The sequence below is a fragment of the Methylobacterium sp. NMS14P genome (assembly GCF_028583545.1).
GTDB lineage: Bacteria > Pseudomonadota > Alphaproteobacteria > Rhizobiales > Beijerinckiaceae > Methylobacterium.
The window spans coordinates 5,029,145-5,044,349 of the sequence record NZ_CP087106.1 but is presented as its reverse complement, the minus strand read 5'-3'; the positions used below and the strand labels follow the sequence as shown (position 1 = coordinate 5,044,349).

Annotated in this window: 12 protein-coding genes; 4 read left to right on the top strand and 8 right to left on the bottom strand. The window is 73.2% G+C overall.

All coding sequences use genetic code 11. From position 1 onward, the window contains the following. Nucleotides 1-28 precede the first annotated feature (28 nt). From LOK46_RS23900 to LOK46_RS23885, 4 genes are all read right to left on the bottom strand, one after another. Nucleotides 29-2,305, bottom strand: coding sequence for a xanthine dehydrogenase family protein molybdopterin-binding subunit (locus tag LOK46_RS23900; RefSeq protein WP_273560858.1), 2,277 nt, complete (start codon nucleotides 2,303-2,305; stop codon nucleotides 29-31). A 10-nt stretch (nucleotides 2,306-2,315) separates the two neighbouring features. Next, the gene (locus tag LOK46_RS23895; RefSeq protein ID WP_273560857.1) at nucleotides 2,316-2,762 is read right to left on the bottom strand and encodes a (2Fe-2S)-binding protein; all 447 of its coding nucleotides are present in this window, start codon (nucleotides 2,760-2,762) and stop codon (nucleotides 2,316-2,318) included. Nucleotides 2,763-2,889: 127 nt separating this feature from the next. After that, nucleotides 2,890-3,846 carry a GlxA family transcriptional regulator gene (locus LOK46_RS23890; RefSeq protein WP_273560856.1) on the bottom strand — a complete coding sequence of 319 codons (957 nt, stop codon included), beginning with the start codon at nucleotides 3,844-3,846 and terminating at the stop codon, nucleotides 2,890-2,892. Nucleotides 3,847-4,002: 156 nt separating this feature from the next. Further along, a complete protein-coding gene (locus LOK46_RS23885) occupies nucleotides 4,003-4,347 on the bottom strand; it encodes an MliC family protein (protein ID WP_273560855.1) in 345 nt (114 codons plus the stop codon). Nucleotides 4,348-4,754: 407 nt separating this feature from the next. Between LOK46_RS23885 and LOK46_RS23880 the strand changes: the two genes are divergently transcribed. Beyond that, nucleotides 4,755-6,716, top strand: coding sequence for a putative bifunctional diguanylate cyclase/phosphodiesterase (locus LOK46_RS23880; protein WP_273560854.1), 1,962 nt, complete (start codon nucleotides 4,755-4,757; stop codon nucleotides 6,714-6,716). A gap of 33 nt (nucleotides 6,717-6,749) precedes the next feature. On the opposite strand, the gene LOK46_RS23875 is transcribed toward LOK46_RS23880, so the two are convergent. The 4 genes from LOK46_RS23875 to LOK46_RS23860 form a co-directional block, all read right to left on the bottom strand. Beyond that, on the bottom strand, nucleotides 6,750-8,321 hold the full coding sequence (locus LOK46_RS23875; RefSeq protein WP_273560853.1) for an ABC transporter substrate-binding protein: 1,572 nt from the start codon (nucleotides 8,319-8,321) through the stop codon (nucleotides 6,750-6,752). Between the two features lie 59 nt (nucleotides 8,322-8,380). Continuing rightward, nucleotides 8,381-9,001, bottom strand: coding sequence for a glutathione S-transferase N-terminal domain-containing protein (locus LOK46_RS23870; RefSeq protein WP_273560852.1), 621 nt, complete (start codon nucleotides 8,999-9,001; stop codon nucleotides 8,381-8,383). A 67-nt stretch (nucleotides 9,002-9,068) separates the two neighbouring features. After that, nucleotides 9,069-10,100 carry a Holliday junction branch migration DNA helicase RuvB gene (gene ruvB / locus LOK46_RS23865; protein ID WP_273560851.1) on the bottom strand — a complete coding sequence of 344 codons (1,032 nt, stop codon included), beginning with the start codon at nucleotides 10,098-10,100 and terminating at the stop codon, nucleotides 9,069-9,071. Then, on the bottom strand, nucleotides 10,101-10,355 hold the full coding sequence (locus LOK46_RS23860; RefSeq protein WP_012321355.1) for a DUF6894 family protein: 255 nt from the start codon (nucleotides 10,353-10,355) through the stop codon (nucleotides 10,101-10,103). Nucleotides 10,356-10,595: 240 nt separating this feature from the next. Here LOK46_RS23860 and LOK46_RS23855 point away from each other — a divergent pair, with 240 nt between their 5' ends. From LOK46_RS23855 to LOK46_RS23845, 3 genes are all read left to right on the top strand, one after another. Continuing rightward, on the top strand, nucleotides 10,596-11,696 hold the full coding sequence (locus tag LOK46_RS23855; RefSeq protein WP_273560850.1) for an SMP-30/gluconolactonase/LRE family protein: 1,101 nt from the start codon (nucleotides 10,596-10,598) through the stop codon (nucleotides 11,694-11,696). 139 nt (nucleotides 11,697-11,835) lie between these two features. After that, the gene (locus tag LOK46_RS23850; RefSeq protein WP_273560849.1) at nucleotides 11,836-12,192 is read left to right on the top strand and encodes a hypothetical protein; all 357 of its coding nucleotides are present in this window, start codon (nucleotides 11,836-11,838) and stop codon (nucleotides 12,190-12,192) included. Between the two features lie 322 nt (nucleotides 12,193-12,514). Next, nucleotides 12,515-15,097 carry a PAS domain-containing hybrid sensor histidine kinase/response regulator gene (locus LOK46_RS23845; protein ID WP_273560848.1) on the top strand — a complete coding sequence of 861 codons (2,583 nt, stop codon included), beginning with the start codon at nucleotides 12,515-12,517 and terminating at the stop codon, nucleotides 15,095-15,097. The last annotated feature ends 108 nt before the right edge of the window (nucleotides 15,098-15,205 follow it).

The following is a 15,205-nucleotide window of genomic DNA, read 5'->3' as shown; positions in this document are numbered from 1 at the left end:
TCCCGTCCCGTCGTCGGTTGTCGGGCGCTCAGGCGGCGCCGAGCTTGGTGTTGGTCATCGGCAGGGCGCGGACCCGCTGGCCGGTCAGCGCCGCGACGGCGTTGAGGATCGCGGGCGGCACGCCCGGCAGCCCCGGCTCGCCGACGCCGCCCATCGGCGCGCCGCTCTCGACGATGCGCACGTGCACGGCCGGCATGTGCTCCCGGCGCAGGATCGGGTAGGTGTCGTAGTTCTGCGACTGGCGCACGCCGTCCCGGTAGACGATCTGCTCGAACAGGACCGAGGACAGGCCCAGCGCGGCCGCCGACTCGACCTGCGCCTTGACGATCGCCGGGTTGACGATGCTGCCCGGGTCGAACGCGATCCAGAGGTTGTGCACGCGCGCCTCGCCGCCCTCGACGGAGACCTCCGCGACGGTGGCGGTCTCCGACCCGAAGGGCGAGGCCATCGCGACGCCGCGGGCGTGCAGGCCGCCCTCGGCCCGGTAGGGGCCGCGCCGCCAGCCGCCCGACATCTCGGCCACCGCCGCCAGCAGGGCGCGGTGGCGGGCGCTGTCCTTGAGGAGCGCCATGCGCAGCGCGAAGGGATCCTGCCCGCCGGCCTGCGCGACCTCGTCGAGGAAGCTCTCGTAGAACGCGTCGTTCATCGAGTGGCCGACGGAGCGCCAGAACGCGATGTTCACGGGATGGGCGACCTTCGTGAAGGTCATGCGCCGGTTCGGCACCGCGTAGGGCTTCTCGACGATGCCCTCGACCGCGGACGGGTCGACCGGCGTCCGCATCATCATGCTGAAGTAGCGGCCGATCGGCCCCTCGCCGACCGTGCGCACCGTGAGGGCGGTCGGCCGGCCCGCCGCGTCGAGGGCCGCCCGGAACCGGCTGAAGCTCAGGGGCCGGACCGCGTCGCGGGCGAACTCCTCCTCGCGCGACCACAGCACCTTCACGGGCCGGCCGGTCGCCTTGGCGAGCAGGATCGCCTGCGGGAACGGGTTGCCGGCCTCGTAGGTGAAGTGCCGGCCGAAGAAGCCGCCGAGCATCGGCGAGTGGATGCGGACCTTGGCCGGCTCCAGCCCGGCGACCTTGGCCGACACCGCCTGGAACACCTCCGGCATCTGGTTCGGCAGCCAGACGTCGAGGGTGCCGTCTCCGTTGAACCGCGCGATCGCCGAGGGCGGCTCGAGCTGGGCATGGGCGAGGTAGGGCGCCTCGTAATCCGCCTCGACCACCTTCGCGGCTTTCGCGAAGGCACCTTCCACGTCGCCCTCGGCCTCGGCGACGTGGCCCGGATCCGCCGAGGCCTTCAGCGCGGCGAGCATGCCGGCGGAGGAGAAATCGGCCGCCACCGTGTCGAGGCCGCTGGCCTTGCCGGCCGACCAGCCCACCTGCAGCGCCTCGACGGCCTTGCGGGCGCGCCACCAGCTGTCGGCCGTGACCGCCACGGCCCCCGGCAGGCGGTGCACCGCGTGCACGCCCGGCATCGCCCCGACCTCGGCCTCGTTCTTCAGGCTCTCCGGCTCGGTCCCGAGCCGCGGCGCGTGCTGCACGGCGGCGTAGAGCATGCCGTCGACCTTCTGGTCGATCGCGTAGATCGCCCGGCCGGTCGACTTGTCCCGCACGTCGATCCGCGGGACCGGCTGGCGGATGTAGCGGAAGGTCCGGGGGTCGCGCAGCGGCACGGATTCGTTCGGCTTCAGCGCCAGCGCGTCGGATGCCAGGGCGCCGTAGGGGAGCGCCGTGTTCGAGGCCGCGTGCAGCACGACCCCGTCCCGGGTGGTGAGTTCGCCCTCCTGGACCTTGAGCCGGGCCGCGGCGGCGCGGATCATCAGGTCCCGGGCGGTGGCCCCGAGGCGCCGCATGACGTCGTAGCTCGACCGGGTCGAGAAGCTGCCGCCGGTCATGCGGATGCCGTTCACGACGGCGTAGTCGGGACCGGGCGGCGCGCACTCCACCACGAAGCGGGACGGCGGCACGTCGAGCTCCTCGCCGACGATCTGCGCCAGGCCGGTGGCGATGCCCTGGCCGCCCTCCACGAAGGGGCTCAGCAGCTTGACGGTCCCGTCCGGGTGGATCTCCAGGAAGGCGGCGACCCGGGTGCCGGGCTTGGGCGCGAGCGCGCCCGCGCCCTCCGCGGGGCCCTGCGCCTCCGCGCGGGCGGCGCGGACCGGCAGGACGGCGCTCAGCACCAGGGCGCCGCCGGCCGCCGCGAGGACGCCGCGGCGGGAGGGAGCCGGCCGGCGCGCCGGGTCGTCGGAGACGGGATCGACGCGGGACAGGCCGTGCCGGGCGAGATCGCGGAACTGGTCCATGGCGGCCTCCTCAGGCGGCGGCCTGCCGCACGGCGGCGGCGATGGCGTTGTAGGTCCCGCACCGGCACAGGTTGGTCATCGCCTCGGCGATCTCGGCATCGGTGGGCCTGGGCGTCTGCTTGAGGAGGGCCGTGGCGGCCATGACCTGGCCGGACTGGCAGTAGCCGCACTGGGGCACCTGCACCGAGACCCAGGCCTCGACGACCTTCCGGCCGACGGCGTCCTGCTCGATCGCCTCGATGGTGGTGACGGCCTGGCCGCCGACGCTCTCCAGCGGCACCTGGCAGGAGCGCGTCGCCTGCCCGTCGAGGAGCACCGTGCAGGCCCCGCACTGGGCAATCCCGCAGCCGTACTTGGTGCCGGTCATCCCGAGCGTGTCGCGCAGGACGAAGAGGAGCGGCGTGTCGGGCTCGGCCTCGACCGCGTGCGGCCGGCCGTTGATCGTCAGGTTCACCATGGCCGCGTACCTCCGAGGATCGGCTGAGCCCCCGGCCATGCTTACGGTCGCCGCGGAGGTCGGCCTACGCCATAAAAGCCACGTTTCGGGCCATGCCCGGCCATGCCCGGCCATGTCTCGGCGCGGCTCAGGCGACCGCCAGGGGCCCGGCCGCGCGGCGGATCACCCGCGGCACCGCGCCGTGGACCCGGAGGAACGCGCGGCGCATCCGCTCGCGGTTGGCGAAGCCGGCCTCCCGGGCGATCGCCTCGATGGGCAGCCGGCTCTCCTCCAGCATCAGCTTGGCGGCCTCGACGCGGATCGTCTCGATGGCCTTGGCGGGCGAGATCCCGGTCTCGGACCGGAACAGCCGGGTGAACTGGCGCGGGCTGAGGCAGGCCACGGCGGCGAGGTCCTCGGTGGTGAGCGGCAGCCGCAGGTTCCGGCGCGCGTGGGCGAGGACGCTCTGGATCCGGTCGGTGGGCGCATCCACCTCGAGCAGCGCCGAGTGCTGCGCCTGACCGCCGGCCCGGCGGCGCTCCATCACCAGCCCGCGGGCGACGCGGGTGGCGATGTCGCGGCCGAGATCGCGCTCCACCATGGCGACCGCGAGGTCGATCGCCGCCGACATGCCCGCCGAGGTCCAGATGTTGTCGTCGGCGATGTAGATCTTGTCGATGTCGAGCCGGGTCTCGGGATAGCGCGCGCGGAACTGGGACGCGTGGTTCCAGTGGGTCGTGGCGCGGCGCCCGTCGAGCAGGCCGGCATCGGCCAGGACGAACGCCCCCATGCACAGCCCCGCGACCCGGCGCGTCGCCCGGGCCGCCGCCCGGAGGTAGCGGGCGAGGCCCGGCGTCGTCTCCGGGAGCCCGATCCCGGCCGCGACCAGGATCGTGTCGAAGGCGTCGGGCGCGCCGAGGGGCTCGGTGGCGATGTCCGGCCCCAGCCCCGCGCGCACCCGGCCGCCCTGCTCGGCGAGCAGGCGGACGTCGTAGACCGGCGCGCCCGCGTACTTGTTGGCCAGCACGAACGGCGAGGTCACCGCCAGCGCCATGAAATCGAAATCGGGACAGACCACGAGGCCGATCCGCCGCACGACAGCCATGGACCACCGCTCTGCTTCGCCGGCGGCCAACATCAGGCCACAGCCGGACCGGCACAAGAGTCGTGGCCGGAAAGGAGGCATCCGCGTCCGGAACCGACCCCGGAGCCGATCCCGGAACTGATCCCAGAGCCGACCCCTTGCCCGGCCCCGGGCGTCCTAGCGCGGCTTGGCGTCGGCCGGGGTGTGGTCGGTGCAGGTGACGGGCTTGCCGGACCCGTCGGTCCACGTGACCGACTGCCCCTTGCCCCGGAGCTCGTGCGTGGCGTCGGCGTAGCGGTATCCCGACCCGCTCATCTGCACGGGCAGGGTGACGGCGGCGCCGTTCGCCGGCCGGACCACCGCCTTGTCGGGCCCCGCCGCGTTCACGAACGTGACGGCCAGCGCCTGTCCGTTCGAACAGGCGAAGGTCACGTCGATCGTCCCGGCCTGCCCGGGCCAGGCGGCCATGGACAGCCCGCCGACGAGGATCGCCAGCCCCACTGCCTGGTCACGGGTTCTCATCGGTCTCCCTCCAGCCTCTCGGCCGCAGCCGCGTCGCGGCGGCGATCATCGCCGGGATGGGTCGGGCGGGCAATCGGCGGACAGCCGGCGGGTTCTCGGCAGCCCGCCGGGACGACGGGCGCGGGCCGGAGTGGCATCGGGCGGGGCCCGTGCGGGAAGAGGCGATGAAGACTTAAAATGAAACCACAGCAACCGAGGCAAGACAATTCGGATCGTGATCCAGTCAATATAGGGCGAATGCCGCCGAGAATCCCATCCATCGTGCGCGCATCTTCAGCAGATCACCGCGAAAGGGTTCCCGTGAGCGCGCAGCCGCGCACCGAACGATTATCGTCCTCTGCCGCCGCTTAAATATCTCCTTAATGAAAGAAAAATAGTAATACCGAAATTGCGCAGCCGCAGCTCCGATGAACCGCTCCCAACATCCGCTCTCGTTACTGATCGCGTCGTTGACCCCATCCGCCCGCGGCCTGACCGCCACGCGTCAGCTCGCGGAGCTGCAGAAGCAGGTCCCGACGCTCTACGGGCTTCTCTCGGTCAATGCCGGCGCGCTCGCCGTGACGCATTACGGCCTGGCGCCCGCATCCCTGACGCTCGGCATCCCGGCCGCCGTGATCGCGCTGTGCGTGGTGCGGGCGGCGCACTGGCTGCGCCTGCGGCCCGAGACGTTCAGCGAGGCGCGGGCGGCCCGCCACCTGCGGTTGACCACGGCGCTCACGGTCTTCTTCTCGGTCGCCTTCGTGATCTGGGCGATGGTCCTGAACCGGTACGGCGGCCCCTACGAGCAGGGCCACGTGGCGATCTTCGTGGCCGTTACGGTGATCGCCTGCATCTTCTGCCTGACGCACTTGCCGGTCGCGGCCTTCCTGGTGACCGGCATCGTCATGAGCGTGTTCCTGTTCTGCTGCGTGACCAGCGGGAACAACGTCTTCCTGGCCATCGCCGCCAACACGGCCTTCGTGACGGCGGTGATGGTCCGCATCCTCAACACCAACTACCGGGCCTTCGTCGACCTCGTCGCGTCCCAGGCCGTGGCGAGCCGGCTGTCGGAGGAGAACGCGCGCCTCGCCCAGACCGACAGCCTCACCGGACTGCCCAACCGGCGCTACTTCTTCCAGAAGCTCGACGAGGCGAACCGGTCGTCCGCGGGCACCGAGACGCCCTTCGCCCTGGCGATCTTCGACCTCGACCGCTTCAAGCCGATCAACGACACCTACGGGCACAACGTCGGCGACCGGGTCCTGGCGGAGGCCGGCCGGCGCCTCGCGGGCTTCGCGGGCGCCGACGTGGTGGTGACGCGGCTGGGGGGCGACGAGTTCGGCGTGCTCCTGCGCGCGCCGGATTCGGCCGCGGCGGCGCTCGCCTTCTGCGACGGCGTCTGCACGGCGCTGCAGCGGCCGATCCGGATCGGCGACATCCGGGTCGTCACCGGCTGCTCGGGCGGGCTCGCACTGCCCTGCCGGATCCCGCGCGACGCCGACGCCCTGTTCGACCGCGCCGACTACGCGCTGTACCACTCCAAGGAGCAGCGGCGCGGCGCGACCACCCTGTTCTCGCAGGAGCACAAGGACGCGATCCGCGCCGAGCAGGCGGTGGAGACGGCCCTGCGGACGGCGGACCTCGCCACCGAGATGGTGCTGCACTACCAGCCGGTCCTCGACCTCGCCACGGGCCGGACCGCCTTCGTGGAGGGTCTGGCGCGCTGGACGAGCCCGACGCTGGGCCGCGTCGCGCCGGACCGGTTCATCGCGGCGGCCGAGCGCTGCGGCATGATCCACACGGTGACGCTCCTGCTCCTGCGCAAGGCGCTCGCCGACGGCGCGCGGCTGCCGCCCGGGACCGGCCTGTCCTTCAACCTCTCCGCCCACGACCTCGCCTCGCCGGAGACCGTCCTGGCGATCCTGGCGGCGGTGCGGGGCAGCGGCCTCGACCCGCGCCGCCTGACGCTCGAGCTGACCGAGACCGCCCTGATGCGCGACTTCGATCACGCAAAGGCGGCCATCACCACCCTGCGCAGCCTCGGCATCGAGATCGCCCTCGACGATTTCGGGACCGGCTATTCCAGCCTGGGCTACGTCCACCGCCTGCCGCTGGACAAGATCAAGATCGACCGCAGCTTCATGGCCGACATCGACACGGACCGGGGCTGCAGCCTCGTCTCCACGATCCTCGACCTGTGCCGCAACCTCGGCCTCGACGGGATCGTCGAGGGGATCGAGACGCAGGCCCAGCTGGACGTGGCGCGGCGGCACGGCAGCCGCTACGCCCAGGGCTACCACATCGGCCGTCCGATGCCCCTCGCCGACCTGCTGGCGCGGCTGGCGGGCGAGGCCGAAGCAGAGGCCGGCGCGGAGCGCCGCAGGGCCTGAGGCGGCCCGGCGCGGGCGCGGGCCGCCGCGGCCTCAGGCGCGCCGGAGGTTCCAGAGGATCGGGAAGCCCGGGAGGCGGCCGGTGAGGTTGCGCCGGTAGGAGGTCATCGAGCGGTAGGAGCCGACCGGCACGAACACCACCTCCTCGAGGGCGATCCGCTGCATGTCGGCGCAGATCGCCCGGCGCGCCTCCGCGTCGGAGGCCGCGAACCACGCGGTCCGCAGCGCCTCCAGCCGCGGCACCGACGGCCAGCCGAACCACGCGTTCGGCCCATTGGCCCGGAGCGGCTGGAGGGCGGCGGGGTCGGCGTTGTCGAAGGACGAGAAGGTCGTGAGCAGCACCGACCATCCGCCCTTCTCGACGGGCTCGCGGGAGACGCGCCGCTGGATCACCGTGCCCCAGTCGCTCAGGGCCAGGTCGACGTTGAAGCCGATCCGGGGGAGCAGGTCGGCCGCGACCTGGGTCAGCGCCGCGGGCGCCAGGAGGTCGGTGGGTCCGATCAGCCGGATCTTGGCCCCGTCGTGACCCGAGGCCCTGAGCGCCGCCCGGGCCGCCTCCAGGCTGCGCGGCCCGGTGAGGGCCTCCAGGCCGACCTGGCTCGCCATCGGCGTGCCCGGCGTGAAGATCCCGCAGCGGTCGTCGTAGGTGGCCGGGTCGTCGCCGACGATCGCCGCCATGAAGTCGCTCTGGACGATCGCCGGCAGCACCGCCCGGCGCACCGCGACGTCGTCGAAGGGCGGCTGCAGGTGGTTCATCCGCAGGATCGCCGGGTTGGTGAGCCGGTCCAGGCCCTCCACCACGATGTCGCGGTTGCGGGCGAGCAGCTGCTGGAGCTCGGGCGGCGGCTGCTCGTACCAGTCGATCTCGCCGTTCTGCAGGGCCGCCGCCGCGGTGGCGCCGTCGGCGATGATCCGCCACTCGATCCGGTCGAAATGGGCGACCTTGCCGCCGGCCGTCAGGCTCGGCGTGCCGGGCGCCGGCACGTAGCCGGGGTGGCGCTCGTAGACCATCAGGCTGCCCGAGTTGAACTCGTCGGCCTTCCAGCGGAACGGCCCGGAGCCGGTGGCGTCGGTGATCTGCTTGTACGGGTCGGTCTGGGCGACCCGCTCGGGCATGACGAAGGCCGGCTGGCTGACGCTCGCCAGCGCCTGCGGCAGGAGCGGGAACGGCGCCTTCAGGCGGAACACGATGTCGGTGTCGCCGTCGTGGGCGAGCTCGTCGGTGGCGGCCATCAGGGTCTGGCCGAAGCCGTTGCGCGCCGCCCAGCGCCGGATGCTGGCCACGCAGTCCCGCGCCAGGACCGGCGTCCCGTCGTGGAAGCGCAGGCCCGCCCGCAGGGGGATCGTCACCCGGCGCCCGTCCTGCTCGACCTTGAGGCCGGCCGCCATCTGCGGCTGCGGCCGCAGGTCGGCGTCGAGGCCGAACAGCGTGTCGTAGATCACGTAGGCGTGGTTGCGGGTGACGATCGCCGTCGTCCAGATCGGGTCGATGGAGGTGACGTTCGCCTGGGGGACCATGCGCAGGACCCGGGCGTCCTGCGCCCGCCCGACGGAGGGGGCCGCCAGGGCCGCGGCCCCCGCGGCCAGGAAGGTGCGTCGCCTCATCGTCACTCCCCGAACGGTGGATTCCGGCGTCGCAAGCGCCGGACCAGGGGCGTCCCGCCTCAGCTCAGCGGGACGGCGAAGCCCCGCTGCACGGCGGGGCGCGCCATCATCCGGTCGTACCAGCGCCGGACCTGCGGGTAGTCGGCGAGGTCGACCTGATGGCGCTCGTGGCGCCACGCCCAGCCGAGGATCGCGAAATCCGCCACCGAGAGCGGTCCCGCGACGTACGCGACCTGCGCGAGGCGCCGGTCCAGCACGCCGTAGAGCCGGTGCGTCTCCTTGCTGTAGCGGGCGAGCCCGTAGGCGCGGTCGGCCTCCGCGACGGTCAGGAAGTGGTGGACCTGGCCGGGCATCGGCCCGAAGCCGCCCATCTGCCACATCAGCCATTCCAGGGCGGCGACGCGCTGCCGCCGGTCCTCGGGCAGGAAGCGGCCGGTCTTCTCGGCGAGGTAGAGCAGGATCGCCCCGGACTCGAACACCGGGATCGGGGACCCGTCCGGCCCGTCCGGGTCGACGATGGCGGGAATGCGGTTGTTCGGGCTGATCGCCAGGAAGTCCGGCGCGTGCTGCGCGCCCTGGGTGATGTCGACCGGGATGACCCGGTAGGGCAGCGCCATCTCCTCCAGCGCCACGCTGATCTTCCGGCCGTTGGGGGTGTTCCAGGCGTAGAGATCGATCATCGCGGGCGCCTCCGCTGTGCGGAGGGAAGCTAGGGCCGGCCGGGGGATCCGGCAATTCGGCCGGCGCTCAGGCCGCGACCGCGGCCGCCCCGGGCTCCGGCAGGCCCAGATGCCGGTAGGCGTGCCGGGTGAGGACGCGGCCGCGGGGGGTACGCTGCACGAAGCCGCGCTGGATCAGGTAGGGCTCGATGATGTCCTCGATCGCGTCCCGCGGCTCCGACAGCGCCGCCCCGATCGTCTCGATGCCCACAGGCCCGCCCCCGAACGAGCGCGCGATCAGGCTCAGGTACTTGCGGTCCATCACGTCGAGACCCGCCCCGTCCACGTCGAGCAGCTGCAGCGCCCGGTCGGCGATCGCCCGCGTCACCGTCTCGGCCTCCGCCACGATCGCGAAGTCCCGCACCCGCCGCAGAAGCCGCCCCGCGATCCGCGGCGTGCCCCGCGCCCGCCGGGCGATCTCGTTGGCGCCCTCCGCCGACATGCCGAGGCCCAGCACCCGCGCGCCGCGCGCCACGATCTGCTCCAGCTCGTCGATCTCGTAGAACTCCAGGCGGATCGGGATCCCGAACCGGTCGCGCAGCGGCGTCGTCAGCAGGCCGGCGCGCGTCGTGGCGCCGACCAGCGTGAACTTCGGCAGCTCGATCTTGACCGAGCGCGCCGCCGGGCCCTCGCCGATGATCAGGTCGAGCTGGTAATCCTCCATGGCCGGGTAGAGGATCTCCTCGACCGCCGGGTTGAGCCGGTGGATCTCGTCGATGAACAGGACGTCGCGCTCCTCCAGGTTGGTGAGCTGGGCGGCCAGATCCCCGGCCTTGGCGATCACCGGCCCGGAGGTCGAGCGGAAGTTCACGCCGAGCTCGCGCGCCACGATCTGCGCGAGCGTGGTCTTGCCCAGGCCCGGCGGGCCGACGAACAGCACGTGGTCGAGCGCCTGCCCGGTCTTCCTCGCCGCCTCGATGAACACCTGCATGTTCGCCCGCGCCGCACGCTGACCGATGAACTCGGACAGACTCAGAGGACGGATCGTCTGGTCCGCCGCGGCGGTCACCCCCGCGCCCGGGACCGGCCCCGGCCTGACCGTCTTGATCGGCGCCGCCATTCAGGCCGCCCTGGCGCGACCCGACGCCTTCTCGAAGGGCTGCACGAAGGGCTGCACCAGGACCCGCCGGCCCGAGAGGTCGTGCACGCTCACCCGCCACTCGGCCCAGTCGGTGCGGTTGGCCAGCGACTGCCGCACGTCGGAGGCGACCTTCCGGGCCCGGTCGACGAGGCGCGCCGTCGCGCGGACCTCGGTGCCGCGGGCGTCGAACACGCATTCGAGGCCGTTGGTGCAGTGGAACCGGTACTTGGCCATCCCTCGCTCCTCCTCGGCCGCCCCGCGCGGCGCTCACCCTGTGTTCACTATATGTTCTCAAATCGCCGGGATCCAGCCCCGGCGAAGCGTCGCAGGCGTCGTCGCAGGCGTCGTCGCAGGCGTCTCCGGGACGGCCCGCGCGCCGGACTCGCGGCTGCGGCCGATGGGGTCGTCCCGGAACACCGCGCCCCCCGCGGGCTTACCGGGCGAGACGCTTCACCGCCGGACCGGGATCCCACCATGCGCGCCACGCTCCTCGCCCTCCTGCTGGCCGTCGGCCTGGGCACGCCGGGCCGCGCCGCCGAGGCGCCGGCCGGGTCCGACGCCCTCAAGCCGATGGTGGAATCGAACGACCTCGTCTTCAACGGTATCACCCGCTCCTCGGACGGCCGGCTGTTCTCGCCGTTCCAGCGGCAGAGCAAGGACACGGGGCTCGAGCTCGGGGAGTGGCGGGACGGCAAGGCGGTCCCGTTCCCCGACGCGGCCTGGAACGCCTGGAAGACGGGCGACGACCCGGCCAGGGCCTTCGTGGCGGTCAACGCCATCCGGATCGGCCCGGACGGGGACCTCTGGGTGGTCGACAAGGGCGCGCCCGGCATGGGCGCGGCGCCGCTGCCGGGCGGCCCGAAGCTCGTGCAGATCGACCTCGCCACGAACGCCGTGCGCAGGGTCTACCCGCTGCAGGCGGCGACCACCGAGAAGAGCTTCATCGACGACTTCCGCTTCAACGGCGGACACATCTACCTGACGGATGCCGGCCAGCCCGGGCTGATCGTCCTCGACCGCGAGACCGGCGGCCTGCGGCGGGTGCTCGACGGCCACTGGTCGACCATCGCGCAGCGCCCGCTGACCGGCCAGGGCCGGGTGCTCCGGGACGACAAGGACAAGCTGCTCTTCATCCACGCCGACCAGCTGGAAGTCTCACCGGACGGCAAGACCTTCTACTACCAAGCGTGCACCGGGCCGCTCTACAGCATCGAGACCCGGTACCTCGACGACGCCGCCGTGAGCGACGCCGAGCGCGCCCGGCACGTGAAGCTCCACGCCGCCACCGTGGCGACGGGCGGCACCGCCATCGACGCGGCGGGCACCATCTACGCGAGCGACACGGACGGCCTGCGGATCCTCAAGATCGCGCCGGACGGGACGATGAGCACGCTGGTGCAGGACCCGCGGCTCGTCTGGGTCGACGCGATGTGGATCGACGAGCAGGGCGGCCTGTGGATCCCGGCGGCGCAGATGAACCGCACGCCGGCCATGAGCGGCGGCGCGGCCTCGGCGGTCAAGTTCCCGACGACGATCTACCGGATGCAGATCGACGCCAAGCCGCTGCGCAACTGAGGCCGGATCCGCTCGGTTTCGGGCGCGGCGGTGCGTTCGGCGCGCGGCGCCTGACGGCGAACCCGGATCCCGGGTTACAAGTTGGATCGAGGCGGGTGCCGGGTCCGTGAACCCGGCACGAGGATAGGATGGACCGACCATGCGCAGGATGCAGTCGTCGCGGCGGGCCGGCGCCTTCCTGGCTGCCGGCCTGATCGTCGCGTTCGCCCCGCCGGCGCGGGCCGACGCCGCCCTGGTCCTGCGGGAGACTCGGCTGCACACGCCGCCGGACTCGCACGAGCCGCAGCGGGCGATGGTCAACCTGCGCAACACCGGCCAGGACCTGGCGACGAACGTGACCGTCCTGTGCACCTTCACCGGGGCCGGCGGGGCGGTGCTCGACACGCAGCAGGCCTCGGTGCCGGAGGTCGTGGGCCTCGCCGACGTGCAGGCCGAGACGATCTACTACGGCTGGCCCCGCGCGAGCAGCGCCACCTGCCGCCTCGCCGAGCCGTAGCCGGCGCCCCCGCGGAGACGTGCGCCCTCCCCCGGGGCCGCCCGGGCGACGGGGCGGCCTCGCGCGGATCGTCGCCCGCGGCCGCTCGCCCGCCGATCTCGCCGTCGCCGGGCCGGCCGACGCAGCCTTGGCGGTTCCCGCGCGTTATGGTCCGTTCCCGTGGCGTCCCAGGTCCGTTTCCGGCAGAAGGCGCGCACGACCCGCCACTCTGTCGCAGCGCCAGCCCCGTGCCCGTATCACCCGCCCTCCCGGCCCCGGCGATCCGCCCCGCCCGCCCCGCGCGGCCGGCGGCGGACTCGGTCGCGACGCGCGGACGCTGAGCGTGGACGAGACGGGGACCGAGGCGCTCCTGCGGCGCGCCCGCGCGCTGGAAGAGGAAGCCGCCGGCCTCCGGGCGCGGGCGGCCGCGACCGCCGCGCAGGGGGACGCCCGGCCGCTCCCTCAGCCCCCCGCGAACCCGGACAGGGCCGGCCTGGCCCTCCGGGAGGCCGAGGCGCGCCTGCTGCGGGCGCAGGAGGCGGGCGGGATCGGCCTGTTCACCGTGGGGGTCGCGGACGGGCTCCTGCACCCGACCCCGCAATTCTGCCGGCTCTACGGCCTGCCGGAGCGCGACACCTACCCGGCCGAGCTGGTCGAGGCGCTGATCCTGCCGGAGGACCAGCCCCTCGTCTCGACGGCGGCGAGCCGGCGCAGCGGCGACGCCCCGCGAGACGTCGTCTACCGGATCCGGCGCCCGGATACCGGCGAGATCCGCTGGATCGCCCGGCAGGGGGAGATCGAGCGCGACGCCGCGGGGCGGCCGGTGCGGTTCTCCGGGGTGGCGCGCGACATCACCGAGCAGCGGGCGGCCCGCGACGCCCTGCGCGCCGGCGAGGAGCGCTACCGGACCCTGTTCGAGGCCATCGACGACGGCTTCTGCATCATCGAGTTCTTCGACGGCCCGCACGGCCCGCTGAGCGACTACGTCCACGTCGAGGCCAATCCCGGCTACGAGCGCCACACCGGCATCGCCGGCATCGTCGGGCGGACGCTGCGCGACCTCGTGTCGGCCGAGGACGCGGAGGCCTGGCTCGAGCTCTACGGCGGCGTGCTCCGCACCGGTGTCCCGATCCGGTTCGAGCGCTTCTTCGCCCAGGCCGACCGCTTCATCGATGTCTCGGCCGCCCGGATCGGGCCGGCGAGCCGGCGCCAGGTCTCGGTGCTGTTCCGGGACATCACGGCGCGCCGGCAGGCGGAGGACGCCCTGCGCGCCAGCGAGGCGCTCGCCCGGACCAACATCGAGCGCGTGCAGCTCGCCCTCGCGGCCGGCGCCATCATCGGCACCTGGCACTGGGACCTGCCGAGCGACCGGTTCACGGTCGACGAGGGCTTCGCCCGCAGCTTCGGCCTCGACCCGGCGCTCGGCCGGGACGGCATCCCGCTCGCCCAGATCGTCGCGACCGTGCATCCGGACGACCAGCCCGGGCTGGCGGCCGCCATCAACGAGGCCGTCGCCCGGGGCGGCGCCTACGCGCACCAGTACCGGGTCCGCCGGGCGGACGGGCGCTACTACTGGCTGGAGGCCAACGGCCGCGTCGACCACGCGCCCGACGGCACGCCCCTGAGCTTCCCCGGGGTCCTGATCGACGTGGACGAGCGCCGCGCCGTCGAGGCGGAGCGGGACCGCGTCGCCGCGGCGCTGCGCAGCCTCAACGAGACCCTGGAGCAGCGGGTCGCCGAGCGCTCCGCCGAGCTGATGCGCGCCGAGGAGGCCCTGCGGCAGTCGCAGAAGATGGAGGCGGTCGGCCAGCTCACCGGCGGGCTCGCCCACGACTTCAACAACATGCTGGCCGGGATCGTCGGCTCGCTGGAGCTGATGCAGACCCGGATGCTGCAGGGCCGGGTCGGCGACCTCGACCGCTACATCGGCGCGGCGCAGGGCGCGGCCAAGCGCGCCGCCGCCCTGACCCACCGCCTGCTGGCCTTCTCGCGCCGCCAGACCCTCGACCCGAAGCCGACGGACGCGAACCGCCTGGTCGAGGGCATGATGGAGCTCGTCCGCCGCACGGTCGGCCCCGCGGTGGCGATCGAGTCGGTGGGGGCCGGCGGCCTGTGGCCGACGCTGGTCGACCCGAGCCAGCTCGAGAACGCGCTGCTCAACCTGTGCATCAACGCCCGGGACGCGATGCCGGCGGGCGGGCGCATCGTCATCGAGACCGCCAACCGCTGGCTCGACCACCGGGCCGCCCAGGAGCGCGAGCTGGAGCCGGGGCAGTACGTGACGCTCTGCGTCTCGGACAACGGCACCGGCATGACCCCCGACGTGGTCGCCAAGGCCTTCGACCCGTTCTTCACCACCAAGCCGATCGGCGAGGGCACCGGCCTCGGCCTCTCGATGATCTACGGATTCGCCAAGCAGTCCGGCGGGCAGGTCCGGATCTACTCGGAGGTCGGCCAGGGCACGATGGTGTGCCTCTACCTGCCCCGCCATCTCGGCGAGGCGGAGGCCGAGGTCAGCCTGCCGGACCTCGCCCACGCGCCCCGCGCCGAGCAGGGCGAGACGGTCCTGGTGGTGGACGACGAGCCGACCGTGCGGATGCTGGTGACCGAGGTGCTGGAGGATCTCGGCTACGCGGCGATCGAGGCGGCGGACGGCGCCTCGGGGCTGAAGGTGCTCCAGTCGGACGTGCGCATCGACATGCTGATCACCGATGTCGGACTGCCCGGCGGCATGAACGGCCGCCAGATGGCCGATGCCGGCCGCCAGCACCGCCCCGACCTGAAGGTCCTGTTCATCACCGGCTACGCCGAGAACGCCGCCCTCAACCACGGCCATCTCGGTCCCGGCATGCAGGTGATGACGAAGCCCTTCGCCCTGGAGGCGCTCGCCACCCGCATCCGCGGCATCATCGGCGGCGAGGGCTGAGGTCCGGAGGCCCGGGCGGGCGGCGCTTCCCGGACACACGGCGTCGCAGGCCCGCGCGGAACGGGTTCGCCGGGCCGGGCGTCATTGCCATACCGCGGCGGCGCGCCC